A 26082-nucleotide genomic window follows, 5' to 3' on the forward strand; every position below is an offset into this window, starting at 1 on the left:
CGCGTGAACGACGGCCCCCTGATTGTCCAGAGCGACAAAACAATTCTCCTCGAAGTCGACCACGAGCAGGCCACCGAGGCCAGGCACGCCATCGCGGCGTTTGCCGAGCTGGAGCGCGCGCCCGAGCACATGCACAGCTACCGGCTGACTCCCCTTGGCCTGTGGAACGCGCGGGCGGCCGGCCTGGATGCGGAGAAGGTGCTGGACACACTGCTGAAGTACTCCCGCTTCCCGGTGCCGCATTCGCTGCTCATTGACATCGAAGAAACGATGTCCCGGTACGGCAGGCTCCGGCTGGAAAAGGATCCGCAGCACGGCCTCGTCATGCGGACCAACGACTATCCGGTGCTGGAGGAGGTCAGCCGCGCCAAGAAGATCCAGCCGCTGCTGGGGCCGCGCATCGACGGCGAGACCGTGGTGGTCCACTCATCCCAGCGCGGCCAGCTGAAGCAGCTGCTGCTCAAGATCGGCTGGCCGGCCGAGGATCTGGCCGGATACGTCGACGGCACCCCGCACCCGATCATGCTGGATGAGTCCGGCTGGAAACTGCGGCCGTACCAGCAGCACGCCGCTGAGAACTTCTGGGCCGGCGGCAGCGGTGTGGTGGTGCTCCCCTGCGGCGCAGGCAAGACCCTGGTGGGCGCCGCCGCCATGGCCACCAGCTCCACCACCACCCTCATCCTCGTCACCAATACCGTTTCGGCGAGGCAGTGGAAGGACGAGCTGCTCAAGCGGACCTCCCTCACCGAAGCGGAGATCGGCGAATACTCCGGGGCCGTGAAGGAAGTCCGCCCGGTCACCATCGCCACCTATCAGGTGCTCACCACCAAGCGCGGCGGCCTCTATCCGCACCTCGAGCTGGTGGACGGCAACGACTGGGGGCTGATCATCTACGACGAAGTCCACCTGCTGCCGGCGCCGATCTTCCGCATGACCGCAGACCTGCAGGCCCGGCGCAGACTGGGCCTCACCGCGACCCTGGTCAGGGAGGACGGCCGCGAGGGGGAAGTTTTCAGCCTGATCGGTCCCAAGCGGTACGACGCTCCCTGGAAGGACATCGAAGCGCAGGGTTATATCGCACCTGCTGATTGTGTTGAGGTGCGCGTCGACCTGCCCCGTGACGAGCGGGTCGCCTATGCCATGGCCGACGACGCGGACAAATACCGGCTCTGCGCAACATCCGAAACCAAGACCCTGGTTGCGGAGCAGCTCGTGGAAAAGCACCGCGGCGAACAGGTACTGGTGATCGGCCAGTACATCGACCAGCTCGATGAGCTCGGCGAGCGGCTGGACGCCCCAGTCATCAAGGGCGAGACCTCCGTGAAGGAGCGCCAGAAACTCTTTGACGCGTTCCGGGCCGGCGAGGTGCAGACCCTCGTTGTCTCCAAGGTGGCCAACTTCTCCATCGACCTGCCTGAGGCGTCCGTTGCCATCCAGGTTTCCGGTTCCTTCGGGTCCCGGCAGGAGGAGGCCCAGAGGCTCGGCAGGCTGCTGCGTCCCAAGCAGGACGGGCGCGCGGCCCGCTTCTACTCGCTCGTCGCGCGGGACACCCTGGACCAGGACTTCGCCGCTAAGCGCCAGCGGTTCCTGGCCGAGCAGGGGTATGCCTACCGGATCATGGACGCCAAGGACGCCGGCGCCCTGGGCTAGCGTCACGCTTTTCGGCGGCGGCGCCACCGCACCCTAGAAGTGCCCATCTTGTGCTGCCAGCGAGGGGAAAGGCTGCTCAGCGCTGGCAACACACAAGATTCGTCCAGAAAACTCCCAGACTCCGGGAGCATCATTGAGTTATGAAGAAAAACGGTGCCGAAGCGAAGCTCCTCGTGGTAGACGACGAACCCAACATCCGCGAACTGCTGTCCACTTCCCTGCGGTTTGCAGGATTTGAGGTGGTATCTGCAGGCAACGGGCGTGATGCGTTGGCCGCTGCAGAGAGCCACGCGCCGGACCTCGCCGTGCTGGATGTCATGCTGCCGGACATGGATGGCTTCACCGTCACTCGGCGCCTGCGTGCCGCCGGCAAGCACTTCCCCGTCCTGTTCCTGACCGCCAAAGACGACACCGAGGACAAAGTCACCGGCCTCACGGTGGGTGGCGATGACTACGTCACAAAGCCCTTCAGCCTCGACGAAGTCGTCGCCCGGATCCGGGCGGTCCTCCGCCGCACCCAGCCGATGATGGACGACGACGAAGCCGTCATCCGCGTTGACGACCTCGAACTCGACGACGATGCCCATGAGGTACGCCGCGGCGGGACCGTGATCGAGCTGTCCCCCACCGAATTTAAGCTGCTGCGGTACCTGATGCTTAACCCGAACCGTGTCCTGTCCAAGGCGCAGATCCTGGACCACGTCTGGGAGTACGACTTCAACGGCGACGCCTCGATCGTGGAATCCTACATCTCCTACCTGCGCCGAAAGGTGGACATCGATCCCGCAGCCCCTGCCCTGATCCAGACCAAGCGCGGCGTAGGCTACGTGCTGCGGACAGCAGAAAAGCGCTGACCTTGCTCGAACGTTGGAAGTCCGCCACGCTCCGGTCCCAGCTGGTGGCCATCATGATGGCACTCATGCTGGTGGCCCTCGCCGTGACTGGGGCGGGCACCCTTACCCTGCTTCGCAGCTATCTTGAGGGACAGGTGGACGACAAGCTGCGGGCAGCGGTGGAGTCGGCGCAGCGGCAGCGCTCCTTCAACCAGCTCATCGTGCCGAACCCTGTGGTACCCACGGATTACACCGTGACCATCTACTACCCCGGAGCCACGGGAAGCAACCTCGATGGCAAGTCCAACCGACCCGACATCGAGGAAATCTCGATAGAGGAAGCCCGGGAGCGCGAACTTCGGCCGTACCAGGTCAAGGGCAGCGACGACAAGAACTGGCGGGTCGTTGCAGTCAACGTTGTGGACCGCGAACAGCGCCGGGCGGTGGTGGTTGTTGGTCTGCCGCTTTCGCCGGTGGATGAAGTGCTGCGCCATGCGGCCTTAGTCGTTGCAGGCGTCGGCCTGCTGACGATGATCCTGGCCTCCTTTATCGCTTCCTGGACCGTCACCAGATCATTCAGACCCCTCGCCCGTGTGGAAAAGACTGCCGCTGCGATCGCGGCCGGCGACCTGTCGCGCCGAGTGGCGGTGGAGAACCCGGACACAGAGGTTGGGCGGCTGGGACGCTCACTCAACGCCATGCTGGCGCACATCGAGGCAGCGTTTGCCGCACGCATGGCGTCCGAGGAGCGGATGCGGCGCTTCGCCGCTGACGCATCACATGAGCTGCGCACCCCGCTGGTGACCATCAGGGGCTACTCGGAGCTCTACCGGCACGGGGCCCTGCAGTCTGACGAAGACATCTCCAATGCCATGGGCAGGATCGAGAGCGAAGCCAAGCGGATGGGGTCCATGGTGGAGGACCTGCTGCTGCTTGCCCGGCTGGACGAGCAGCGGCCGCTGCAGCAGAAGCCGGTCGACCTGCAACTGATCGCCCACGACGCTGTGGTGGACACCCAGGCAAGTGACAGGAACCGCAGCATCACCCTGATCGGCCTCGACGGCGGGAACGCCACACCGGCCCCCGTTCTCGGAGACGAGGCCAAGCTCCGCCAGGTCGTGGGAAACCTGGTCGGCAACGCCCTGAGGTACACACCGGAACGCACCCCGATCGAGCTCGCCGTGGGCGTGCGCCCCGGAGAGGACGGGGCGCCGCGTGCTGTTCTTGAAGTCCGTGACCATGGGCCGGGCATTCCAGACAGTGAGGCTCCCAGGATCTTTGAACGTTTCTACCGCTCGGACACCTCCCGCACCCGGGAAACAGGCGGCAGCGGCCTGGGCCTGGCCATCGTGGCCGCCATTGTGGGTTCGCATGGCGGCTCCGTCCGGGTCCATACCACCGACGGCGGCGGGGCAACTCTGACAGTCAGCCTTCCCCTGCGCGACGACTCACAGCAAGCTGCGCCCCGCGGCGTTAGAAAGGGTGAAGGCCAGAACAGGCAGAACGACGCGCAGGTTATCCACATACAGGGATGACCCTGTGTGCCCTGAGGATCCCGCGCTCATAGGCTCGATGCAGCGGGCCGGACCACCTGTCCGCTTTCGTCCAGCGCCGGCGCGATCACTCGCGCGGCACGTCGAGAGGCAGAGCCATGAGCATCATTTCCGTCGATACCGAACTCCTCCAGCTCAAGTCAGCGAACGTCAGGGCAACCGTCGACCGCATCAGCGCCGACGTCCAGGCCATGAAGCACGGCCTGGACGAACTCCAAGGAACCTGGCGGGGTTCGGCAGCCACCAACTTCCAGGCACTCGTGGCTGAGTGGACCCTGACGCAGGGAAAGGTGGAGGCGTCCCTGGCGTCCATCAACCTCGCGCTGTCGTCCGCGGCGGCTACCTATGCCCAAGCGGAGCAGGGCAACGCGCAGCGCTTCAGCTGACCCCGTGCTTGAGCTGACCCTGGCATAGGCTCGCTGTCCTCAGGCCTCCGGGGTGCCTTGGTGGAAGCGGAGGCGCCACTGTTCGCCGTCGAGGACCCACAGGGAGCTCCCGAGGGCGGCGCCCTCACGGGAATGGCTGCGGTAGACCAGCAGGATAGCCTGGGCACCGATGCGGTCCACGGAGATCAGTTCCAGCTCCATGTGACTGCCGGGGCTTTCCTCCAGTGACATCATCATGGCGTCACGGGTCCAGAGCCTTCCGGAGGTGCCGATTTCGGTGAACTCCGGATGCAGCAGTACCCCGGTCCGGCCGATATCACTGCGTACATCGGGCCGGAGGAGCTCGCGTTCGAGCGCTTCGACAGTCTGTTCCGGACTCGGGTTGCCGAGCGGCGAGGTGAAAGCGTCCGCATCCAGTTCGCTGAAAAGGTCCAGCTCCTCAGGCAGCCCGCTGCCCGCCGCTGCACTGCCGTTGGCCACTGTCCTGCCGTTAGCCGCTGCGCCGCCGTTTGCCACTGCGCTGCCGTTAGACACTACGCCGCGACTTGCCAATGCCCTGCCGTTTGCCATTGCACCGCTGCTGGCCGCCAGGCTGCCGTTTGCCGGCACCGCACCGCTTGCCATTGCCGGGGCGTTCGCACCTGCGTCGGCCCGGCCGCTGGGATCACGGCGGTTATGTTCGGCGCTGAGGGAAAGCCCGCTTCCAAGGCCACCGAACAGGTCCAGCTCTTCACTCTCGTCCTGCTCCAGGGCGTCGTCGTCCTGTTCCAGCGCAGCCGCTCCGCGGAAGCCGGGGCCGGACCGGGCTGCGACGCCCTGCTGGTAGGCCAGGGCGACGGCCCGGGCACGTTCGTCGGCGGCCTCATTGAGGTCGTGGCCGGCATGGCCTTTCACCCACTCGAACGTGTACTTGCGGCCGACAAGCTCTTTATCGATTTCCTTGAGCAGGTCCACGTTCAGCACCGGCTTGCCGTCGGCCTTGCGCCATCCCTTGCGCTTCCATCCCGGCATCCATTTGGTCACGGAATTGATGACGTACTGACTGTCGCACAGGATCCGCAAATCCTCCTGGGGGATGTGCGCCGTGGAACGGAACAGGTCCAGCACGGCCATCAGCTCGCCCTGGTTGTTCGTGCCGTGCGGCCATCCTCCGGCCCGCCAGCAATCGTCGTTCACGTACCAGGCCCATCCGGCCGGGCCGGGATTTCCTAAAGCCGAACCGTCGGCCGCTGCTGTAATCGTCACAAATCCATCCTGCCAGACTGGGCCGACACTGGAAGTCCGCCCTGTAACCGCCTGCACTGTTATAGGCCGGCAGCCCGTCAGGGCCAGCAGCCGTTTAAGTCCGGCGTCCGGTGGTTAAAGACCAGCGGCGGCCCATCCGAAGATAGGACCGCCGCCGCGCTTACGCGTGTTCGCTGACTCCCTCAGCGATGGGAGGGGTGGTTAGAAACCGCCCATGCCGCCCATCTCGTCGCCGCCGCCCATGGCGGGAGCGTTCTTCTCCGGCTTGTCGGCCACGACGGCCTCGGTGGTGAGGAAGAGTCCGGCAATGGAAGCCGCGTTCTGCAGGGCAGAGCGGGTTACCTTGACGGGGTCGTTGATGCCGGCAGCCAGCAGGTCGACGTACTCGCCGGTTGCAGCGTTCAGGCCGTGGCCTGCGGGCAGGCCACGGACCTTGTCAACGACAACGCCAGGCTCGAGGCCTGCGTTGAAGGCGATCTGCTTCAGCGGAGCGTCGATGGCAACGCGGACGATGTTCGCACCGGTCGCTTCGTCGCCGGTCAGGTTCAGGTTGGCGAACGCCTTGAGACCTGCCTGGATCAGTGCAACGCCACCACCGGCGACGATGCCTTCTTCAACAGCAGCCTTGGCGTTGCGGACAGCGTCCTCAATGCGGTGCTTGCGTTCCTTGAGCTCAACTTCGGTGGCGGCACCGGCCTTGATGACTGCAACGCCGCCGGCCAGCTTGGCCAGGCGTTCCTGCAGCTTCTCGCGGTCGTAGTCGGAGTCGGAGTTTTCGATCTCGGCGCGGATCTGGGAAACGCGGCCGGCGATCTGGTCGGCGTCTCCGGCGCCTTCAACGATGGTGGTCTCATCCTTGGTGACAACAACCTTGCGGGCACGTCCCAGCAGTTCAAGACCGGCGGTCTCCAGCTTCAGGCCGACTTCCTCGGCGATGACCTGGCCACCGGTGAGGATGGCGATGTCGGCCAGCTGGGCCTTGCGGCGGTCGCCGAAGCCCGGGGCCTTGACGGCAACAGACTTGAAGGTGCCACGAATCTTGTTGACGATCAGGGTGGCCAGGGCCTCGCCCTCGATGTCCTCGGCAATGATCAGCAGCGGCTTGCTGGACTGCATGACCTTTTCGAGGACAGCAACCAGTTCCTTGACGTTGGAGATCTTGGAGTTGACGATCAGGATGTACGGGTCCTCAAGGACCGTTTCCTGGCGCTCGGTGTCCGTGACGAAGTAAGCGGAGATGTAGCCCTTGTCGAAGCGCATGCCTTCGGTGAGCTCGAGCTCCAGGCCGAAGGTGTTGGACTCCTCGACCGTGATGACACCTTCCTTGCCGACCTTGTCCAGGGCTTCGGCGATGAGGGCACCGATTTCGTCGTCACCGGCGGAGATGGAGGCCGTAGCGGCGATCTCTTCCTTGGTTTCGATTTCCTTGGCGGAGGCCAGCAGCTCAACCGTGACGGCCTCTACGGCCTTCTCGATGCCGCGCTTGAGGGACAGCGGGTCAGCGCCGGCTGCAACGTTGCGCAGGCCTTCCTTGACCAGGGCCTGGGCCAGCACGGTAGCCGTGGTGGTGCCGTCGCCAGCGACGTCATCCGTCTTCTTGGCAACTTCCTTGACCAGCTCGGCGCCGATCTTCTCGTAAGGGTCGTCCAGCTCGATCTCCTTGGCGATGGACACACCATCGTTGGTGATCGTGGGGGCGCCCCACTTCTTTTCGAGGACGACGTTGCGTCCACGCGGGCCGAGGGTGACCTTGACGGCGTCGGCGAGGGTGTTCAGGCCCCGCTCAAGACCGCGGCGTGCCTCTTCATCAAATGCAATGATCTTGGCCATAACGGCAGTAGTCCTTTCGGGACAGTCGTTAAGAATGAACCTCGCTGCGGTGCCCGCGACGGACGATCGTTCCCGACGGCCTCTGTATGCCGGCAGTCCCGATCTCACCCCAACCAGGTGTTTCTTTCGCTCCGTGCACGGCCGCTGACCCCGCTTGCGGCCTAAACCGGGCGATGAGTTAGCAGTCGATACGCAGGAGTGCTAATCAATAATTAGCACTCCCCCGGGGAGAGTGCAAGCAGTCGGCCTGAAAACCCCCGGTCCTCCAGGGCCGCTTCGCTCTCAGCGATCAGCGGACACACTTTGGGTGGAGCCGGATCAACGGTGTGCCCTGCCGGCCGTTTCGGTTCCGGTCAATTTCGCCCTGTTGTCCGCCCCATAGGTAAACACCATGTACCTGGCCGCCGTCACGTCGCCGTTCTCATCGAACCGCACCGGGCCGGACTCGCCGTCGTAATCAACCGGCGTTCCCGCTCTGACTCTGGCCAGGCAGTCTTTGTATGACCTGCAGACGGTGGGCGCCGCGGCGGGCTGAGTGCTGGCTCCCGCAGAGCCGCCCGAGACGGCAATGAGGTGGGCGGCCACGGAGGCTCCGGCGTCGTCATCAGCCACGGCGGCGGCAAGGGCAGCGAGATTGATGGCGTCGTACGTCTCCGCGGCAAAAGTCATGTCCTTGAGCCCCTTATCCACGGCGACCAGTTCGCCCTGCAGATGCGCGGAGGGAAAGGCGCCCGGAACGATCCCCCGGGCTCCTTCCAGCGCCCGGGAGCCAAGGTCCGAGCCATACTGTCTGAAGGCTCCGTCAGCCAGGATCAGCTGGCTCCCGGTCACGCCCGCATTCTGCAGTTCGGCGATGGCACCCTGCGCGCCGTCGCGGGCAATGACCACGACGGCGTCCGGCGAGGCTTCCGCGGCGGTCGCCGCCGCCTTCTGCGCTTCACCTGGTTTGAACCCGGCCACTGTCACGACCTCCATCCCCGCTTCCTTGGCGGAGGAGGATACGGCTGCCGACACGTCGGTGCCGTAGGCACCCTGCTCGTGGACAACGGCCAGCTTCTTTGCAGCGCCGTCCTTGGCCAGCTTGACCAGGACCGGCGACTGGGCCACATCCGTTGCCGCAGTGCGGAAGTAGTAGCCGTCGCTCTTGTACTGGCTCAGGCTGGCGGACGTGTTGGCCGGCGAGATGAGGACCGTCTTGGCTTTGGACAGCACATCGATGGCGGCAGGAGCCCGGCTCGAATCCGTGGGTCCTATGACGACGTCGGCCTTTGCGTCCACCAGTGCTCTCGCCTGGTCGGAGACCTCCCCGCCAATCTTTTCCGGCAGCAACTCCACGGGCCGGCCTTTGTGCCCGCCGGCGGCGTTGATCTCCTGCACGGCAAGCTTGGCCGCCGCGAGCTGCGCGGCGTTCAGAAACGCCTGGGATCCGGAGTTGTCAAGAATCAGGCCGATCCGCAGTGTCCCGTCGCCGCTCGCCTCGACCGAGGCTGTCCTTGCGTTTCCGCCCTGCCCGGAGCATGCCGCCAGCACCAGTACGGCGGCAGCGCCGACCGCTGCAATGCGGATGATGCGCGTGCGGACGGAGCCAGTGCGGGCAAACCTCAGGCTCGTGAAGCGGAGGGTCGTGAAGCGCGACGCGCCTGTCCGCCGTCGGGCAGTCACCGGGGTGGCACGGTCAGCCACTAGGCGGGCCGCACGTTTTCAGCTTGCGGGCCCTTTTCACCCTCTCCGACATCGAGCTCGACCCGCTGGCCCTCGTCGAGGGCGCGGTAGCCGTCACCCTGAATGGCAGACCAGTGCACAAAGATGTCGTCGCCCGAGCCGTCAACGGTGATGAAGCCGTAGCCTTTTTCAGCGTTGAACCACTTCACGGTTCCCAATGCCATGATTTCCACACTTTCAGATTGCTTCCGTAAGGCCCACTTCAGCGTGTGCCGCGAATTACGCTGCGAAGACTGTCTTCACTCTATCCATCGGCGGGTGGCGGGAGGCAGACGGACAGCCCAAACCTGACGCAATAGTTATTCGGGCGTAACCCGGCTCATCACTGGAATCCGGGGCCAAGCACCACGGCTACGGAGGTCTCAAATCCCGGGGTCTCCACGAGCGTCGTAATGTTCAACAGCTCCCCCAGCGCTTCGGCGCTGGCTCTTCGCTCGGAGCCCGAGTAGAAAATAACCGACGTCTGCTGCGGAGCGCCCTGCCAGTTGGCAACCTGGCCCAGGGTCCAGCCATCGGCCTTGACGGTGGCACCAACACGGCCTGCCAGCCCGGAAGCCAGGGTGCCGTTGAAGATCGAGACCGGAACTGCCTTGTCCACGCTTGAGGCCAGCACGTCGACAGCGGCAGCCTCGGAGGCAGCCGGCGATGACGGTGCGGCTTCGGACGGATCGCCAGACGCGGCAGCAGACGCGGCAGCAGACGGGGAGGCCGGCTTGGAGGCATCCGCAGTCGGCGCGGCCGATGACGGCTTGGCCGAGGCCGCCTCCGATGCCGTGCCCCCGGACTGCGCAACGGCGGCCGCCGCCTCGGAAGAGGACTGCCCTGCGGCCTCGAACCCTGCATGGGGCAGCAGGACGAACGCGGCCATGCCCACTGCCAGGGCGCCGGTTCCCACACTCAGAATGGGCCACAGACGGGGACGCGTCGGCGCCGCCGCGGCCCGGTGGACGCCCTGCCGTGAGGCGGCCTCAGGGACCCTGTCGAATTCGTCCCGGGCGTAATTGGTCATGGTGAAACGACGTCCTTGCTGGTCTTTTGCCGGCAGTCCGGCACTAACGATTTAGGCGTCAGACCCCAAGCGGCGCGCGGTGCGGGCCCTCTGACGTGACGTACGTAGTCTGCGCAATCTCTTCACGAGCATGGGATCGTGGGCCAGGGCGGCCTCGGTATCAATGAGCGCATTGAGGATCTGATAGTAGTGCGTGGCCGAGAGATCGAACAGTTCGCGGATAGCCTGTTCCTTGGCGCCGGCGTACTTCCACCACTGCCGCTCGAGCGCCAGGATCTGCTGCTCGCGCTCGCTCAGCGGCGAGTCCCGCAGCTGAAGATCCTCCAGCAGCGAGCCGCGGCGCGGCCCCGTGTGGGGATCCGACGCACCAGCGGGTTGGGCAGCTGAGTGCTCGGCGGAATGCTCTGTGAGATGGTCCTGCAACGGTTCGGCCACTGCACACTCCTTGGCTGGTTCCGGGAAAAAGACCAACCCCCATGTTACGGACGAATAACAGCATTGTCATTTACGCGGCGTTACGCCGAAGGCCCCGCGCTGGAACAATGGTCCGTGTGACTGAACCGGAACCCCTGTTTGTGCTGGAGCCTGCCGCGGCGGCTGACGGCCCTGCCCTTGCCGGAATGGCGGCCACGCCCTTGGAGGAGCTGGTGGCGCCCGACTGGGCCGCTGCCCTGTCGGACGTGGAGGACGAGCTGCGCTCGGTGCTGTCCTTCGTGGCTGGGGAGGAGGCCGCCGGGCACCAGGTGCTGCCGTCGCCGTCGAACCTCCTCCGGGCGTTCCGGCAGCCCCTGGCGGACGTCCGGGTGCTGATCGTAGGACAGGATCCCTATCCCACTCCGGGCCATGCCGTAGGCCTTGCCTTCTCAGTGGACGGCCAGACCAGGCCCATCCCCCGCAGCCTGGCGAACATCTACAAGGAAATGGAATCGGACCTCGGGTACCCGGCACGGACCCACGGGGACCTCGGCGCATGGGCTGATCAGGGCGTGTTGCTGCTGAACCGGGTGCTGAGTGTGCGCGAGGGTGCTGCCGGGTCCCACCGCGGAAAGGGCTGGGAAACCATTACGACGGCGGCAGTCGCCGCCGTCGCCGGGCGCCGGACGGCGGAGGGAAGCCGGGTCCCCCTGGTCGCCGTGCTCTGGGGCAAAGATGCCGAAAGCGTCCGCCCGCTGCTCGGCGAAACTCCGGTGGTGGCCAGCGCCCATCCCAGCCCGCTGTCCGCCTCGCGGGGCTTCTTTGGCTCCCGGCCGTTCAGCCGCGCCAACACCCTGCTGGAAGAACAGGGTGCCCGCGCCGTGGACTGGGAACTTCCTCCGTTTGCCCCTGGCCGCTAATCGTCTCTCCCGTCCTGGGCGCATATGCCGCGCTGCCCCGACCCGCGCGCTTGACGTCCACTGATGCACTGAGGCTTGGAAGGAAACAAAAGGGAGTCCGAAAGTGGACTTAGGCTAGGCTTACTTCATGACTGCTCTGCCTGCCACTACCACCGCGACGCGGAAATCCCGCCCCCAGATCAACCTGACCGTCCTGCGCCGGGAGCAGCTTTCGCCCCACATGGTGAGGATCATCGCAGGCGGCGAAGGCTTCGCGGACTACATCAACAACGACTTCGTGGACCGGTACGTCAAGATCGCCTTTCCGCAGCCGGGCGTCGAATACCCCGAGCCGCTTGACCTGTGGACCGTGCGCGAGACCATGCCACGGGAGCAATGGCCGTTCACCCGCACCTATACTCTCCGGCGGGTCGACGTGGCTGCACGCGAACTGGCCATCGACTTCGTCATCCACGGCGACGAGGGCCTGGCAGGTCCCTGGGCCGCGTCGGCCGAGCCCGGTGACAGCCTGATCTTCACCGGCCCCGGCGGGGCCTACAACCCGGATCCCTCGGCGGACTGGCACCTTTTCGCCGGCGATGAAGCGGCGCTGCCTGCCATCGCCGCCGTCGTCGAATCCCTTCCCCCGGGCGCCCGCGGGCAGGCCTTCCTCGAAGTGGACGACGACGCCGATGTCCAGCCGATTGCCGCACCCGCCGGCGTGGAGGTCGTCTGGCTCAAGCGGAGGGGCGTACCCGCCGGCGACAGCACCCTGCTGATCGACGCCGTGCGGGAGGCGCAGTGGCCCGAGGGCAGGGTGGACGCCTTTGTGCACGGCGAACGGGGCTACATGAAGGCACTGCGCGACGTGCTTTTCAAGGAGCGTGGCCTGGAACGCAGCAAGGTGTCCCTGTCCGGATATTGGGCGAAGGGCAGGGTGGAAGATGCTTTCCAGGCTGAGAAGAAGCTGCCCATCGGGCAAATCTAACAGCCGCTAGCTGTACAGCTAGCGGCGACTAGCGGCGACGGGCCCGCCGTCGTTCATTGCTCGCGAGGCTCTTGGTGAGCGGCCGCGCCAGCGTGTCGCCGAGCACGATGCCGCCGGCGATACCGAAGACGATCGCCCCTGCGCTGAGCATGCCTCCGGCCCCCAGCAGGATCTCGGCTTCCTCGATAGTGAGCACATACATCGACCGGAAGATGGTCAGGCCGGGCAGGAGTATCAGGCCGGCAGGCACGGCAACCACCAGCTGCGGTGCGCCCATCCTCAGCGCCACCACGCGGGCCAGCAAGCCGATCACGACGGCGGCCAGCGCCGGTGAGAACCGCGCGCCAACGTTCAGCGATTCGGCGCCGATAAGGGCCAGGTGCCCAACCACGCCGACGCCGGCCGTCGGAAGCAACAGCTTCCAGTCCGTTTGTTCCGTGATGCCGATGGCCACGACGGCGATGGCCACCATGATCACCTGTGCCCACAGCGGATACGCCGGTGGGAAGGTCTCTGTGACGTCGATGGGTTCCATGCCGATCCTGTCCCCCACCACGAAGGCGACGGCGATCCCGGCAACGACTGCCCCGAAAGTCAGCAGCGTGGACAGGAACCGGCCTGCTGCGGTAACAGGGAAGCCGTTGATGGCGTCTTGGACCGAGGATACGAGCCGACCGGTGGGAAGCAGCAGCAGGATGCCGCCCACCACCACGATGGCGGGGGCAAGCTGGACTCCTACGGGGCTGCCGAATCTCCACAGGAGCAGAGCGATGACAGTGGCCAGGAAGGAACAGGCCGCGGTGATGAAGAAGTCCGGCGTACGCCAGCGGCCCAGCTTCCGGGCCAGGAGGCTGATCAGCAGGTTGGAGGCGAAGGCGACTGCAGACGCACCCGGGCCGCCACCGATCACGCCCACGAACATGGCGGAAAACACCGCGAACGCGACCGTGACCATCCAGCGCGGGAACGGTTTGGGGCTGCGGACGATCTCGTCCAGCCGCCGGGCCGCTTCATCCCGGCCAACGCCTCCGGCCACGATGTCGGTCACGAGCTGGTGCACCTTCGCCAGGCCTGCATAGTTGTTGGTCCAGGAACGCACGACGCGCAGCAGTGTAATCGGCGGCTGGTCCTCGGTCGCATAGTTAATGGCCACCGACTGGTTGGTGATATCCACCTCGATGTTTTTCAGCCCGAGCGCCGCGGTGACGGCGATGATGCTGGTTTCCACTTCGAGCGCACCGGCTCCATAGCGGAACATCGCTTCGGCGAGGCGCAGCGCGAAGTCCATCGTCTTCCGCGCTGAGGTATCCACCCCGCCCACCTGAATCATGGGGTTGGCGTAGGGACTGCCCGTGAGCCGATCCACGATGCTCAGCGGCGCCGTCGGTGGGTTCTCCCCCTGCACCAGTCGGCGCAGCATGCGCTTGGCCGCCGCGTTCTGGCGCAGCTGCGAGGCGGTGAGCGGCTCGGTCTTGGGCAGGCTGTTGGGGTGGGGGCGCTTGGCCCCGTCGGGTTGCTTGGTCATTCCGGCCTCCCTCCGTCGGTTACTGCTGCTCGGCATACCAGTGTTGTCTAGTAGAACTGCTGCCCCGTCCGGCGGGTGTACACCTGCCGCGCCACCCGTTCACCGGCGGCGGTCCAGAGCTTGTACTTCAGCGGGCTGATGACCTGGTCGTAGCAGCCGACGAAGTCGGTGACGGTCTTGCTGAAGCTTGTCTTGAAGAGCCCGAGCCCGTGGAAGGGGTTGGACGTGTCCTTCAGCTTGTCGCTGGGGGGCGTGCCGCAGAAGTCGTATTCGGTGCAGCCAAGTTCCTTGACCTGGTTGATGGCGGTCCACTGCACGAGGTGCGAATCGCCGTACTGGCTGCGTTTCTGCAGCGAGCCGCCGTCCTTGTACGTGCCTTTGCGGCCGTAGTTGATGACAAAGGCGCCCACGGAGGGGACCCCGTCCTCGTAGACGAACAGGAGCCTGCCCTGGCCGCGCTTGATGAAGTTGGTCCAGAACTGGCGGTAGTAGTCGTACTCCCGGACCCGGACCTGCGACTTCGCCTCCACGGTTGTGGTCATGAGCCCGTACATGGCGCGGAAGTTCTCTTCCGTCGGCTCCACGTTGTGTACCTCGACGCCTTCACGGATGGCGCGGCGGACCGCGTTCCTGCCGCGCGAGTGGAGGTTGCGGAGCAGCTGGTTCTCGGCGGGGGAAATGTCTAGGAGGGCGGTGGAGTCGTTGGGCTGCAGGTTGTGGGTCTTGACCAGCCCCGCCCCTTCGATGACCTGGCGCGCCTGGTCGCTGAGGACGATGTCCGGCTCGATCTTGATGGCAAAGACCCCGAGCCGTGCCCGCCTGACGAAGTCCGCGTTGGCCTTGGCGATGCCGGGAATGTCCTCGACGCCGGCCACGTCCGGGCCCTTGATGAGGTACCAGAGCTTGCCCAGCAGCGGGAAGCTCTTTTCGAGGACGAGGTTGTAGCTCACGTAGTCGGCTGTCTCATAGACGAGGTGGAGGGTCTTCCAGCCATAGTGCTGTTTGACGTCGGCGAAGGCCTCGGACTGCAGGAGGTTTCCGCCGTTCGGATTCGCGGTGACGTGGGAATCCCAGTTGGCGACCTCTTCGGAGGTGGCAAAGCGGGCAGTGAATTCTCGCAAGTGTGCCGTGTCCAATCTTCGCGTACGTGTCTCTGCAGCAGGTGCCCGATGAGGCAGCCTCAAGTCTATCGGGACACCATGAGACCTCGCCGAATAAGCGGCACGCCTGCGGTGGGCTTTCGGTCACAGCCTTATCTGCGCTGCGTCTTTAAGGCGTGCTGCCGCCGGTGTGCGACCGGCCCGGAGGGCTTCCCGGGCAAGCCGGTCGGCGGCTGCCAGCACGGCGAGCTCAAGCCCGGCGAGCCCCGCTATCAGCGTCACCGGGACCTGGAAGGTGCGGAAGGGTCCCAGCGGTGGCGGCTCGCCGGCGGCCAGCCGCCGGCGGATGGCCTGCTCCAGCTCCAGTCCTTCCAGCAGGGGCGACTGGTCGAGCACGAATCCCGCCGAGGCCAACGCCCCGTCCGCGGTCCAGGCCGCAATCTTCCAGAACTGTCGTGGTACCCGGATCCCCCTGTACGGCAGGTCGTCGTCGGCCAGGACCGGTCCGGTGAAGACGCTCAGTCTGGCGTCGTGAAGGTCGGCATGGTTCAGCACATGGTCTTCGAGGCCGCGCCAGAGCTCCTTATCCTGGTTGAAGTCCGCTGCCTGCGGGGCGGCGTTGGGAAAGGCAAACGTGTCCTGGTTGGCTCTCCGGGCGGTTTCCGGGTCTCCCCAAACTGGGTCAAGCCTGCGCACCAGGTGCCCGCGGTCCAGCCTGTTGCTCCGGTACACCTCGGGGCCGGCCTGCTGCTCCCGGGGCACCCTCGGGTCGAAGTGCCAGGTTCCGCTGCGCTCGAGCGGCCGAAGTTCGCTGCCGTTGATGTTGACGCCGACGACGGCGGCCAGCCTGCGGGAGGGCTGAAGCCGCACCGAGAAGTGCGTGTAATTGAGCAGGACAGTCGGGCGCGCCGGGCATGGAAGGTCAAGGGCCGCACGCAGGAAGCCGGGATCGTAGCCTTCGCCCATGGTCTACATGGTGGCATGACCCTGACAATCCGCGCTGGTCCCCCGAACGCCTTGACTCGGGCGGCTACCAAAAACCAGGCCTCAGCACTCCACCACGTTGACGGCGAGGCCGCCCATGGCGGTTTCCTTGTATTTGGAGCTCATGTCCTTGCCGGTCTCGCGCATGGTGATGATGACCTCGTCCAGGGAGACGCGGTGGGTGCCGTCACCCCAGAGCGCCATTTTCGCGGCGTTGATGGCCTTCGCCGCGGCGATCGCGTTCCGCTCGATGCAGGGCACCTGCACCAGGCCCCCGATCGGGTCACAGGTCAGGCCCAGGTTGTGCTCCATCGCGATCTCCGCGGCGTTCTCCACCTGCGCCGGGGACCCGCCCATCACCTCGGCCAGGCCCGCGGCGGCCATCGACGACGCCGACCCGACCTCGCCCTGGCACCCGACCTCCGCACCGGAAATGGACGCCTGCTCCTTGTACAGCACCCCGACCGCGCCGGCCGCGAGCAGGAACCGCACCACCACATCATCCCGGTCGGCCTGGCTGGCCCGGTCCATGCCCGGGGCATAATGCAGCGCGTAGTACAGCACCGCAGGAATGATCCCGGCCGCCCCGTTCGTCGGGGCCGTCACCACCCGCCCGCCCGAGGCGTTCTCCTCGTTCACCGCCAACGCGACCAGGTTCACCCACTCCTGCCAGTACATCGGGTCCCGGCCCTTGTCCTCCTTCAGCAGCCGCTCATGCCAGTCCGGAGCCCGGCGGCGGACCTTCAGCCCGCCCGGCAGCAGCCCCTCCCGCTGCAGGCTGGCCTGCACACAGGCCTCCATCACCGCGTAAATGTGCAGCAGCCCCGCCCGGATCTCCTCCTCGGACCGGGAGGCACGCTCATTGAGAAACATGATCTCGCTGATCGAGAGCCCCTGGGCCCGGCAGTGCTCCAGCAGCTCCACCGCGGTGCGGAACGGCAGCGGCAGCTCCTTCTTGGACTCCTCCAGCTCCTGCTGCGCCGCGTCCTCCTCACCCTCCCGGACAATGAACCCGCCACCGACGGAGAAGAACGTCGCCTTATGGATTTCGTCCCCGGCCGCGTCGGAGACGGTAAACGTCATCCCGTTCGTGTGCCGGGGCAGCACCGTCAACGGCCGCAGCACCATATCCTCCACCCCATACGGCAACGGCACCCCGCCCCCGTCACCCGCGCCCGCCAGGCGCAGCGTCCCGGTCTCCGCGATCGACGCCAGCCGGGACTCCACCTCCTCCGGCAGGATCAGCTCAGGATGAAAGCCCTCCAACCCCAACAGGATCGCCGTCATCGTCCCATGCCCATGCCCCGTCGCGGCCAACGACCCATACAGATCCACCCGCAACGACGCCACCCGCTCCAGCACGCCCGAAGCCCTCAGCTCCTCCGCGAACACCGCAGCAGCCCGCATGGGCCCCACAGTATGCGAACTCGACGGGCCAATCCCGATCGAGAAAAGGTCAAAGACACCAACAGCCATTGCCGGTTCCTAACTTGGTCTTGCTCTGGTCCGGCAGATGGTCCTGCCGGATGTATTGCTCTGGGTCTGCTGACTCCGTGTTGCGCTGGATCCGCTGCTCCGATCGCACTCGGACCCGCTGATCGAACCTGTCGGGACCAACGTTTCGACAAGCTCAACCAGCGGATTCGTCAGAAGTCTCTCTAATCCACGCTACCCCCGTTTGGTCGTGCAGGCTCAGCTGCTGGGTCAGGCAGTGGGGCAGCTGCGCCTGTTACAGCTCGCCGCCGTTCTTGGACGCGTATTCCTCGGCGGAGAGCAGCGGTCCCTCTGACTCGGCAGCAACCTTGAAAAGCCAGCCAGCGCCGTAGGGATCGCTGTTGATCAGCGCGGGGTCGTCGACGACGGCCGGATTGGTTTCGGTGACCTCGCCCGTAACCGGAGAGTACAGGTCCGAAACGGACTTGGTGGACTCCACCTCGCCGCAGGTCTCCCCCGCCGTCACGGTTGAGCCGATCTCAGGCAGGTCGACGTAGACGATGTCGCCGAGGGCGTCAGTAGCCACGGCAGAGATCCCGATAGAAACCACGTTCCCATCCTCCCGGGCAAGCCATTCGTGTTCCTCGGAGTACTGCAGATCAGCGGCAACTTTTGCCATGTGCTTTTTCCTTTTCTCTTGGTGTGAAAATTCTCGTGGGGCTCAATCAGTGGTGCCTGGGGTAAGTGGCGGATGACCGAATTCCTCCGCGTGCTTGGTGGGGAGCACGCTTCCGGAATCCCCTCACCCGTCGATATCCAGTTCAGTTTTTGGGATCCAACAGTCCCCCCGCGACTTCGCCCGTTGGCCTAGTTTTCATAAGCCGCACGCGCGGCAGGCGAACATGCTTCCCACCCCCTGGCGACCGAAGACGCAAAGAACGTCGGAACGCGGTGCGCGGCTGGCGGGCGAGTTGACTCTCGTTCGGTAACTGGAGTGGCTGGGAGGTGAGTTGCCGGGCCCCTTCGGGGCTGGCATCCGGAAGCGTGCGTCTAAGGGAGCGTCACGTCCGCTCAGCGGGCGTCTACGCGACCGAGCACGCGGAGGATGTCAGCCCCGACGGGCGCAAGCCAGCCACCGCCGGCCCCGCACAGAGCTGGTTTCGACAAGCTCAACCAGCAGGGTTCGACGGTTTCGGCAGGCTCAACCAGCGCCGGGCTACTTGGAGCGCTTGTAGAAAGGCAGTGCGACGACTTCGAACGGCTCTGCCTTGCCGCGGAGGTCGATGTCCAGGGGCGTGCCGGGCTCGGTGTACTCGACGTCCACGTAAGCCATGGCCACCGGGTAGCCGAGGCTAGGGCTGGGCTGGCCGGAGGTGACCTCGCCGACGACCTTGCCGTCCTTGAGCACCGGGTAATGTGCGCGTCCGGCGCGGCGGCCGAGGCCCTTGAGGCCTACGAGCTTGCGGCCCGTGCTGGTTCCGGCTCCGGCGTCCTTTTTGGCGGCCAGGGCGGCCTTGCCGACGAAGTCGCCTTCCTTGGACAGTGCGACGACGGGACCCAGGCCGGCAGCGAACGGGTCGCCTTCCAGCGACAGCTCGTTGCCGTACAGCGGCATCCCGGCCTCCAGGCGGAGCGAATCGCGGCAAGCCAGCCCCGCGGGCGTCAGCTCGCCTTCGTCGGCAATGGCGATGACTGCCTGCCAGAGGGCGGCGGCGTCGGCGTTGTCCACGAAGATCTCGAAGCCGTCCTCGCCGGTGTAGCCCGTGCGCGCCAGCAGCAGCTCCTGGCCCGCGCCGGCCACGAGGAACGGGACCTCGACGCCGGCGTAGTACTTCAAACCGGTGACCAGCTCGTGCTGCGCTGCGGGAACGAGGCGAAGGAGGATTTCTTCGGCCTTCGGACCCTGCACAGCGATCAGCGAGGTGTCGACGGAGACATCGTCCACGACGACCTCGAATCCCGCTGCCCGCTCGGCGAGGGCCGCGGCTACCGTGGCCGCGTTGCCGGCGTTGGGCACCACGAGGAACCTGTCGGCACTTTCGGTCCCGGCAGCCTCAGCGCTGGCAGGGCGCCGGTACACGAGGAGGTCGTCGATGATGCCGCCGTCCTCGTTGCACATCAGCGAGTACTTGGCCTTGCCCACTGCCATCGCGGAGATCTTTCCCACCAGGGCGTAATCCAGGAAGGCTGCGGCGCCGGGCCCGGTCACCCAGACTTCACCCATGTGGGAGAGGTCGAAGATGCCGGCGGCGTTGCGGACGGCGTGGTGTTCTGCCAGCTCGGAGGTGTATTTGAGCGGCATCTGCCAGCCACCGAAGTCGGTGAAGGAAGCGCCGAGTTTCTTGTGCTCTTCGTACAGGGCTGTGTACTTTTCAGTCATAAGGTCGGTCCTCAGTTCTCAGCGCCTGCTGTGTTCTCCTCGAACGCCGCCGTGTTTTCCTCGAACGCTTCGAGGGGCGGGCAGGAGCAGATCAGGTTCCGGTCACCCAGAGCACCGTCGATGCGGCCCACGGGGGCAAAGTACTTGTCCTGCTTCAGGGCGTGCACGGGGAAAACGGCCTGCTCGCGGGGATAGGAGCGGTCCCAGTCGGAGCTGATGACGGCGGCCGCGGTGTGCGGGGCATTGCGCAGCGGGCTGTTCTCCACGGTGAAGTCACCGTTGGCCACCTGGTCGATTTCGTGGCGGATGGAGATCATGGCCTCGATGAACCGGTCGATCTCGGCCAGGTCCTCGGACTCGGTCGGCTCCACCATCAGGGTCCCGGCCACCGGGAACGCCAGGGTGGGGGCGTGGAAACCATAGTCGATCAGGCGCTTGGCCACGTCCTCGGCCGTGACGCCGGTCCTGGCGGTGAGTTCGCGCAGGTCCAGGATGCATTCGTGCGCGACGACGCCGCCCTCACCGGTGTACAGCACCGGGAAGAACTCATTGAGCTGCGCGGCCACGTAGTTGGCGGCGAGCAGCGCGGACTTGGTGGCTTCGGTCAGGCCGTCGCCGCCCATGAGCTTCACGTATGCCCAGGAGATCGGCAGGACACCGGCGGAGCCGTAGCGCGAGGCCGAGATCGGCACGTCATCGCCTTCGGTCCAGGACGCGGCGTTGCCGGGCATGAACGGCGCCAGGTGGGCCTTGGCCGCGACCGGGCCAACGCCGGGTCCGCCGCCGCCGTGCGGGATGCAGAAGGTCTTGTGCAGGTTCAGGTGGGACACATCCCCGCCGAACTTGCCCGGCTGCGCCAGCCCGACCAGGGCGTTCAGGTTCGCACCGTCAACGTAGACCTGGCCCCCGGCGGCATGAACTGCGTCGCAGACCTCGCGGACGTCGGCGTCGTACACCCCGTGGGTGGAGGGGTAGGTGATCATGATGCAGGACAGCGCGTCCTTGTTGGCCTCGATCTTGGCGTACAGGTCCGCGTGGTCGATGGTGCCGTCGGCGGCGGTGGCCACCACGACGACCTTCATCCCGGCCAGCACGGCGGAGGCAGCGTTCGTGCCGTGCGCCGAGGCAGGGATCAGGCAGATGTTCCGCTGCCCCTCCCCGCGGGAGCGGTGGTAGCCGCGGATCGCCAGCAGGCCCGCCAGTTCGCCCTGGGAGCCGGCGTTGGGCTGGATGGAGACCTGGTCGTAGCCGGTGATCTCGGTCAGCTGCGCCTCCAGGTCCGCGATCAGCTCACGCCAGCCCTCGGTCTGGGAATCCGGCGCGAACGGGTGGATCGAGGCGAACTCCGGCCACGAGATCGCTTCCATCTCGGCGGTAGCGTTCAGCTTCATCGTGCACGAGCCCAGCGGAATCATGGTGCGGTCCAGCGCCAGATCCCGGTCCGAAAGCCTGCGGATGTAGCGCAGCAGCTGCGTCTCGGAGCGGTGCGTGTTGAACACCGGGTGCTGCAGGTATGCGGAGGAACGTTCAACGGCGGCGTCAAGAGCGAAACTGCCCGAGGCTCCCACTGCCGTGGCGCCGAAGGCGGCCAGAACGTCCGCCACGATGGCCGGCGTCGTAGTTTCGTCGGTGGAGATGCCGACGGTGTCGGCGTCAATCACACGGAGGTTGATGCCCTTCTCTTCCGCTGCGGCGATGATGCCGGCGGCCTTGCCCGGAACGGACACGGTCACGGTGTCGAAGAAGCTGGTGTGCAGGACCTCGAGCCCGGCCGCCTTGAGTGAGGCCGCGAGAATCTTGGCGTGGCTGTGCGCGGTCTCGGCGATCGCCTTTAGGCCCTCCGGTCCGTGGTAGACGGCGTACATCGAGGCGACGATGGCCAGCAGCGCCTGAGCGGTGCAGATGTTGGAGGTCGCCTTTTCACGGCGGATGTGCTGCTCGCGGGTCTGCAGTGCGAGGCGGTACGCCGGTACTCCGGCAGAGTCCTTGGAGACGCCCACCAGGCGGCCGGGCAGGGAGCGCTCAAGGCCCTTCTGCACGGCCATGTAGGCGGCGTGGGGTCCGCCGTAGAACAGCGGCACACCCAGGCGCTGCGCGGAGCCGACGGCGATGTCCGCGCCCTGCTCGCCGGGAGGGGTGATGAGGGTCAGTGCCAGCAGATCAGCGGAGACCGTGACCAGCGCGCCACGTTCCTTGGCGGCGGCAATGATGCCGGAGTGGTCGAACACCCGGCCGGACACGCCGGGCTGCTGGAGCACGACGCCGTTGATGTTGCCGTCGGGCAATCCCTTGGACAGATCCGCGACCTCCACCTCGAAGCCGAGCGCCTCGGCGCGGCCCTTGACGATGGCAATGGTCTGCGGCAGGCAGTCCGCGTCCAGGACAGTCTTGCCGTCGCGGGCCTGCTTGTTCTTGTTGGCCCGCCGCATCAGCAGCACGGCTTCAGCCACGGCGGTGGCTTCATCCAGCAGCGAGGCGTTGGCGATCGGCAGGCCGACGAGGTCCTGGACCATGGTCTGGAAGTTCAGCAGCGCCTCAAGGCGGCCCTGGGAAATTTCGGGCTGGTAGGGCGTGTACGCCGTGTACCAGGCGGGGGACTCCAGGATGTTGCGGCGGATCACCGGCGGCGTCACTGTGTCGTAGTAGCCCTGGCCGATCATCTGCACAGCGGTCTTGTTCTTGGCGGCCAGCTTCCGAAGTTCGGCGAGCGCTTCAACCTCGCTCAACGCAGCAGAGAGTTCCAGAGCAGTGTCCTGCCGGATGTCCTTGGGAACGGCGGTATCAACCAGGGCATTAACGGTGTCGAAGCCGACAGCCTTGAGCATGGTGTCAACGTCGGCTGCACGGCGGGCTCCGATATGCCGGTCAACGAAGGAGGCGGAGGCTGAATGTACGGTCAAAGGAACTCCATTACTCAGGCGGCGCAGGGTACGCCACAGTGATTCGGGTTCCTCCCCGCTCTGTATTGGACCTGAGAGTTTCCGCGGCGCGCACATCGTTCGCAGCTCCGCTTGCACCGTCGGTGAGCACAGCGTGTCCTGAGTTGTCCGGTGCTCCCGGGGCTCATGGCGGACAGCTTGCTACTTTCCAGAGTTGCCTCGCCGCGGCGGTACATGGGCCTGTGAGATTCCTGGGGAGGGTTTGCTCCTACGGCGCCTGCTTGTACCTACTTGCAGGACTCTCCCGCCGCAGATCAAAGGCATATTCAGTTAGCGGTGGCATCAGCCACACCGGCTATTCTCCTACGTCCCGGACCCGTCCGCAAACTGCAACGGCGGCGTCCGGGCCCCACCTGCCGGGCCCCGCGCAGCGAAGGATTTCGCCCCTGAGCAGGCATCCCTCAGCCCCGGAGCCGCGCCAGCGCGGACAGCAGGCTTTCGACGTCGGCAGCCGTCTCCGCAGCCGTCGCGGCGGGACCGATCGAGAGCATTGCATTGAAGTACAGGCCGTCCCCCATATATAGGACCGCCTTGGCAAGGTCCGGACCCACGTCCTTGGCGATCTCATCCAGCCAGCGCTGCTGGATGCGGGCGAACCGGCGCCGGGTCTCCTCATGGGCGACCTCCGCCAGACGCGTGCTGGCCACGATGGCGCGGTCCAACGGGGTGTCAGCCCAGACGGAGGACTTGATGAAGTAAGCCGCCGCCCCTTCAGGCGCGGTGGACATGGCCTGCGCATCGGCTTCGGCATACTCATCCAGGCGGTCCAGGAGGACGCCGATCAGCGCTTCCTTGTTCGGGAAATGGTAGAGCAGCCCGCCCTTGGAAACACCCGCGCGCCCGGCGACGGCGTCCAGAGTGGCGGCGCGTTCTCCAACTTCGATGAGAAGGGCCTCAAAGGCGTCGAGGACGGCGCTGCGGGCTACGGGTTTTCTTGCCATGGCTCCAATCATGCCCGTTGAAGGAAGTGTGGCTGTAACTATACCGTCCAGACGGTATAGTTATAGTCATGACGACGTCGATAAAGTTCCGGCAGCGCCAGCCCGCCGGCGAAGGAATGAGGCAGCTTCCGCACCGCACGGCCCGGGGGCCCAAAGGCGGAGTGCGCGACTGGCTTGCCCTGGGCCTGCTGATGTTCCCCGTCCTGCTCGTGGCCGTGGACAACACCGCCCTGACGTTTGCCCTCCCGGCGATTGCCCGCAGCCTCGACCCCTCCGGCGTGCAGCTCCTGTGGATTGTGGATGCTTACGCGCTTGTCCTTGCAGGGCTGCTGGTGGCGATGGGAAGCCTGGGCGACAGGATCGGGCGCCGGCGGCTGCTCCTCATCGGCACAACGGGGTTCACGGCAGTCTCGGCTGCCACCGCGTTCGCCCCGAGTGCCGAGTGGTTGATTGCCGGACGTGCCGGACTGGGCCTCTTTGGCGCCATGCTGATGCCGTCCACGCTCTCACTGATCCGCAATATCTTCCCGGACCCCAACCGCCGGCGGCTGGCCGTTGCCATCTGGGCGGCGGGCTTCTCGGGCGGAGCCGCCCTTGGCCCCATTTTCGGCGGATGGCTGGTGGAGCACTTCTGGTGGGGTGCCGTGCTGCTGGTTGCCGTTCCGATTATGGTGCCGCTGCTGCTGTTCGGCCCCTTCTTCATCCCGGAATCCAGGGATCCGAACCCCGGCCGCCCCGATACCCTCAGCATCCTGCTTTCGATGCTGACGATGGTGCCGGCCGTCTACGGGATCAAGGAGCTTGCAACAGAGGGCCCCGGAACGGCGCCGCTCGCCATCATTGCGTTTGGCACACTCATGGGCTGGGCTTTTGTCCGGCGGCAGCAGCGCCTGGCATCTCCCCTGCTGGACCTGTCGCTTTTCAGGAACCCCGTCTTCAGCACTGCCATCACCGCCAACGTCCTGGCACTGTTCTCCTATAACGGCTTCATCCTGTTTTTGGCCCAGCACCTGCAGCTACTGGAGGGCATGTCCCCTTCGGCATCGGGAACCGCCATGCTTCCCGCCCTTGCCGCGATGGTGATGGCCGGGCTGCTCGTGGTGCCGCTGGTGCGGAAGGTGCGCCCCGGGTTCGTGGTGGCCGGCGGCCTGTCGCTCAGCGCCGCGGGCTACGGGCTCGTGACCCTCGGCGACCATTCCTCCGGCCCCGGGCTGCTGCTGGGCGCGCTGCTCCTGCTGGCCGTGGGCGTGGGCGCGGCCGAGACCATCTCCAACGACCTGATCCTCGGGGCTGTCCCCCCGGCCAGGTCGGGGGCCGCCGCAGCGATCTCCGAGACGGGCTATGAGGTGGGCTCCCTGCTCGGGACAGCGGTCCTGGGGTCCATCCTCACCGCCTCGTACCAGGGGCAGCTGGTGCTGCCTGCAGCTGTAACGGCGGCAGCACCGGCCGAAGCCCTGGCCGGGACGCGGGAAACGCTCGCGGGAGCGGTCGAGCTGGCCGGGACACTGCCCGCCCCGCTGGCCGAAGCTCTCGCAGCGGCTGCCCGCGCGGCGTTCGACTCAGGCGTCCACATCACTGCGGCGATTGCACTGGTACTGATGGCCGCAGCGGCCGTCCTGTCCGCCGTCGTTCTGCGCAGGGTGCCGCGGGCGCGGTGAGCAGCCCCAACGGTGGCCGTCCCGGCGGACGCGCTGGCACAAAAACAGCCCCGGAACTGGTTCCGGGGCTGTTTTGCTCTGTGGCCGAGGGCCGCAGCAGGTGGAGCTACTTGTCGTCAGGCTGCGTGACGCTGGCGGTGGGCTTCATGTTCTCGGCGCTCAGCATCCAGGCGAACTGCTCCAGCTTCTCAATGAAGGTGTGGAGCAGGTCGGCGGTGGTGGGATCTTCCTCATCCACCTCGTCATGGACCTTGCGCATGGTCCCCACGGCGGCTTCCAAGGCAGCAACAATCCGGACGGCCGCATCCTTGGTGCTGATGAGGCCTTCGGGGAACTGGGCCAGGCTGGTGGACTTGGCCACCGTTTCGCTGCGGCCGTCAGGAAGGGCATGGAGCGCCCGCATCCGCTCCGCGGTGTCGTCAGCGAAGGCCCTGGCTGCGTCGACGATCTCGTCAAGCTGCAGGTGGAGGTCCCGGAAGTTGGTCCCCACGATGTTCCAGTGCGCCTGCTTGCCCTGGAGATGCAACTCGATCAGGTCCGCGAGCACGGCCTGCATGTTGTTGGTCAGGGTCGGTGAAGCTTTCATTCGTCC

Annotated in this window: 22 protein-coding genes and 1 riboswitch; of the genes, 7 read left to right on the top strand and 15 right to left on the bottom strand. The window is 66.0% G+C overall.

All coding sequences use genetic code 11. From position 1 onward, the window contains the following. The first annotated feature begins 3 nt into the window (after positions 1 to 3). From ACIP9X_RS13910 to ACIP9X_RS13925, 4 genes are all read left to right on the top strand, one after another. The gene (locus tag ACIP9X_RS13910) at positions 4 to 1650 is read left to right on the top strand and encodes a DNA repair helicase XPB (protein WP_400480335.1); all 1647 of its coding nucleotides are present in this window, start codon (positions 4 to 6) and stop codon (positions 1648 to 1650) included. Between the two features lie 140 nt (positions 1651 to 1790). Next, a complete protein-coding gene (locus tag ACIP9X_RS13915) occupies positions 1791 to 2504 on the top strand; it encodes a response regulator transcription factor (RefSeq protein ID WP_400480336.1) in 714 nt (237 codons plus the stop codon). Positions 2505 to 2506: 2 nt separating this feature from the next. Further along, a complete protein-coding gene (locus tag ACIP9X_RS13920) occupies positions 2507 to 4018 on the top strand; it encodes a sensor histidine kinase (protein ID WP_400480337.1) in 1512 nt (503 codons plus the stop codon). Positions 4019 to 4134: 116 nt separating this feature from the next. Then, complete coding sequence (locus tag ACIP9X_RS13925; RefSeq protein WP_400480338.1) at positions 4135 to 4422, top strand: WXG100 family type VII secretion target; 288 nt, start codon at positions 4135 to 4137, stop codon at positions 4420 to 4422. 39 nt (positions 4423 to 4461) lie between these two features. Here ACIP9X_RS13925 and ACIP9X_RS13930 read toward each other — a convergent pair whose 3' ends face one another. The 6 genes from ACIP9X_RS13930 to ACIP9X_RS13955 all read right to left on the bottom strand — a co-directional run bounded on the left by ACIP9X_RS13930 (position 4462) and on the right by ACIP9X_RS13955 (position 10663). Further along, on the bottom strand, positions 4462 to 5667 hold the full coding sequence (locus tag ACIP9X_RS13930; protein ID WP_400480339.1) for an RNase H family protein: 1206 nt from the start codon (positions 5665 to 5667) through the stop codon (positions 4462 to 4464). A gap of 201 nt (positions 5668 to 5868) precedes the next feature. Then, positions 5869 to 7497: a chaperonin GroEL gene (groL, locus tag ACIP9X_RS13935; protein WP_400480340.1), complete on the bottom strand. Its 1629-nt coding sequence runs from the start codon at positions 7495 to 7497 to the stop codon at positions 5869 to 5871. Between the two features lie 318 nt (positions 7498 to 7815). After that, positions 7816 to 9066: an ABC transporter substrate-binding protein gene (locus ACIP9X_RS13940; RefSeq protein WP_400480380.1), complete on the bottom strand. Its 1251-nt coding sequence runs from the start codon at positions 9064 to 9066 to the stop codon at positions 7816 to 7818. Between the two features lie 113 nt (positions 9067 to 9179). After that, a complete protein-coding gene (locus tag ACIP9X_RS13945; protein ID WP_400480341.1) occupies positions 9180 to 9383 on the bottom strand; it encodes a cold-shock protein in 204 nt (67 codons plus the stop codon). A gap of 158 nt (positions 9384 to 9541) precedes the next feature. Further along, positions 9542 to 10228, bottom strand: a complete 687-nt coding sequence (locus ACIP9X_RS13950; protein ID WP_400480342.1) for a LytR C-terminal domain-containing protein — start codon at positions 10226 to 10228, stop codon at positions 9542 to 9544. Between the two features lie 51 nt (positions 10229 to 10279). Beyond that, positions 10280 to 10663 (bottom strand): DUF3263 domain-containing protein, encoded by a 384-nt coding sequence (locus ACIP9X_RS13955; protein WP_400480343.1) that lies wholly within the window; start codon positions 10661 to 10663, stop codon positions 10280 to 10282. Between the two features lie 107 nt (positions 10664 to 10770). Here ACIP9X_RS13955 and ACIP9X_RS13960 point away from each other — a divergent pair, with 107 nt between their 5' ends. Continuing rightward, a complete protein-coding gene (locus tag ACIP9X_RS13960; protein WP_400480344.1) occupies positions 10771 to 11562 on the top strand; it encodes a uracil-DNA glycosylase in 792 nt (263 codons plus the stop codon). Positions 11563 to 11689: 127 nt separating this feature from the next. Next, complete coding sequence (locus ACIP9X_RS13965; protein WP_400480345.1) at positions 11690 to 12529, top strand: siderophore-interacting protein; 840 nt, start codon at positions 11690 to 11692, stop codon at positions 12527 to 12529. A gap of 28 nt (positions 12530 to 12557) precedes the next feature. Here ACIP9X_RS13965 and ACIP9X_RS13970 read toward each other — a convergent pair whose 3' ends face one another. The 8 genes from ACIP9X_RS13970 to ACIP9X_RS14005 all read right to left on the bottom strand — a co-directional run bounded on the left by ACIP9X_RS13970 (position 12558) and on the right by ACIP9X_RS14005 (position 23832). Beyond that, a complete protein-coding gene (locus ACIP9X_RS13970; protein ID WP_400480346.1) occupies positions 12558 to 14054 on the bottom strand; it encodes a threonine/serine exporter ThrE family protein in 1497 nt (498 codons plus the stop codon). Positions 14055 to 14101: 47 nt separating this feature from the next. After that, complete coding sequence (locus ACIP9X_RS13975) at positions 14102 to 15175, bottom strand: lipid II:glycine glycyltransferase FemX (protein WP_400480347.1); 1074 nt, start codon at positions 15173 to 15175, stop codon at positions 14102 to 14104. A gap of 123 nt (positions 15176 to 15298) precedes the next feature. Next, positions 15299 to 16120 (bottom strand): DNA/RNA non-specific endonuclease, encoded by an 822-nt coding sequence (locus ACIP9X_RS13980; RefSeq protein WP_400480348.1) that lies wholly within the window; start codon positions 16118 to 16120, stop codon positions 15299 to 15301. Between the two features lie 81 nt (positions 16121 to 16201). Then, on the bottom strand, positions 16202 to 17614 hold the full coding sequence (locus ACIP9X_RS13985; protein ID WP_400480349.1) for an L-serine ammonia-lyase: 1413 nt from the start codon (positions 17612 to 17614) through the stop codon (positions 16202 to 16204). 253 nt (positions 17615 to 17867) lie between these two features. Next, positions 17868 to 18251 (bottom strand): glycine cleavage system protein GcvH, encoded by a 384-nt coding sequence (gcvH, locus tag ACIP9X_RS13990; protein WP_400480350.1) that lies wholly within the window; start codon positions 18249 to 18251, stop codon positions 17868 to 17870. 537 nt (positions 18252 to 18788) lie between these two features. Then, on the bottom strand, positions 18789 to 19952 hold the full coding sequence (gene gcvT, locus ACIP9X_RS13995) for a glycine cleavage system aminomethyltransferase GcvT (protein WP_400480351.1): 1164 nt from the start codon (positions 19950 to 19952) through the stop codon (positions 18789 to 18791). An 11-nt stretch (positions 19953 to 19963) separates the two neighbouring features. Further along, positions 19964 to 22852 (bottom strand): aminomethyl-transferring glycine dehydrogenase, encoded by a 2889-nt coding sequence (gene gcvP / locus ACIP9X_RS14000; protein WP_400480352.1) that lies wholly within the window; start codon positions 22850 to 22852, stop codon positions 19964 to 19966. Between the two features lie 197 nt (positions 22853 to 23049). Next, a riboswitch (glycine riboswitch) is annotated at positions 23050 to 23148 on the bottom strand. A gap of 144 nt (positions 23149 to 23292) precedes the next feature. Continuing rightward, positions 23293 to 23832, bottom strand: coding sequence for a TetR/AcrR family transcriptional regulator (locus tag ACIP9X_RS14005; RefSeq protein ID WP_400480353.1), 540 nt, complete (start codon positions 23830 to 23832; stop codon positions 23293 to 23295). 116 nt (positions 23833 to 23948) lie between these two features. Here ACIP9X_RS14005 and ACIP9X_RS14010 point away from each other — a divergent pair, with 116 nt between their 5' ends. Beyond that, positions 23949 to 25490: an MFS transporter gene (locus ACIP9X_RS14010; protein WP_400480381.1), complete on the top strand. Its 1542-nt coding sequence runs from the start codon at positions 23949 to 23951 to the stop codon at positions 25488 to 25490. Between the two features lie 106 nt (positions 25491 to 25596). Here ACIP9X_RS14010 and ACIP9X_RS14015 read toward each other — a convergent pair whose 3' ends face one another. Continuing rightward, entirely contained in the window at positions 25597 to 26076 is a 480-nt protein-coding gene (locus tag ACIP9X_RS14015; protein WP_400480354.1) for a Dps family protein, read from the bottom strand. Positions 26077 to 26082: the final 6 nt, after the last annotated feature.

It is taken from the genome of Arthrobacter sp. NPDC093125 (assembly GCF_044754225.1).
Classification (GTDB): domain Bacteria; phylum Actinomycetota; class Actinomycetes; order Actinomycetales; family Micrococcaceae; genus Arthrobacter.

Bases quoted from the DNA above. Each gene is read 5' to 3' on its own strand.
- ACIP9X_RS14010 (WP_400480381.1), top strand. From the start codon at position 23,949: ATGAGGCAGCTTCCGCACCGCACGGCCCGGGGGCCCAAAGGCGGAGTG.
- ACIP9X_RS13985 (WP_400480349.1), bottom strand. From the start codon at position 17,614: ATGGCTGTTGGTGTCTTTGACCTTTTCTCGATCGGGATTGGCCCGTCG.
- groL (WP_400480340.1), bottom strand. From the start codon at position 7,497: ATGGCCAAGATCATTGCATTTGATGAAGAGGCACGCCGCGGTCTTGAG.
- ACIP9X_RS13945 (WP_400480341.1), bottom strand. From the start codon at position 9,383: ATGGCATTGGGAACCGTGAAGTGGTTCAACGCTGAAAAAGGCTACGGC.
- ACIP9X_RS13970 (WP_400480346.1), bottom strand. From the start codon at position 14,054: ATGACCAAGCAACCCGACGGGGCCAAGCGCCCCCACCCCAACAGCCTG.
- gcvH (WP_400480350.1), bottom strand. From the start codon at position 18,251: ATGGCAAAAGTTGCCGCTGATCTGCAGTACTCCGAGGAACACGAATGG.
- ACIP9X_RS13915 (WP_400480336.1), top strand. From the start codon at position 1,791: ATGAAGAAAAACGGTGCCGAAGCGAAGCTCCTCGTGGTAGACGACGAA.
- ACIP9X_RS13960 (WP_400480344.1), top strand. From the start codon at position 10,771: ATGGTCCGTGTGACTGAACCGGAACCCCTGTTTGTGCTGGAGCCTGCC.
- ACIP9X_RS13950 (WP_400480342.1), bottom strand. From the start codon at position 10,228: ATGACCAATTACGCCCGGGACGAATTCGACAGGGTCCCTGAGGCCGCC.
- ACIP9X_RS14005 (WP_400480353.1), bottom strand. From the start codon at position 23,832: ATGGCAAGAAAACCCGTAGCCCGCAGCGCCGTCCTCGACGCCTTTGAG.
- ACIP9X_RS14015 (WP_400480354.1), bottom strand. From the start codon at position 26,076: ATGAAAGCTTCACCGACCCTGACCAACAACATGCAGGCCGTGCTCGCG.
- ACIP9X_RS13965 (WP_400480345.1), top strand. From the start codon at position 11,690: ATGACTGCTCTGCCTGCCACTACCACCGCGACGCGGAAATCCCGCCCC.
- ACIP9X_RS13925 (WP_400480338.1), top strand. From the start codon at position 4,135: ATGAGCATCATTTCCGTCGATACCGAACTCCTCCAGCTCAAGTCAGCG.
- ACIP9X_RS13980 (WP_400480348.1), bottom strand. From the start codon at position 16,120: ATGGGCGAAGGCTACGATCCCGGCTTCCTGCGTGCGGCCCTTGACCTT.
- gcvT (WP_400480351.1), bottom strand. From the start codon at position 19,952: ATGACTGAAAAGTACACAGCCCTGTACGAAGAGCACAAGAAACTCGGC.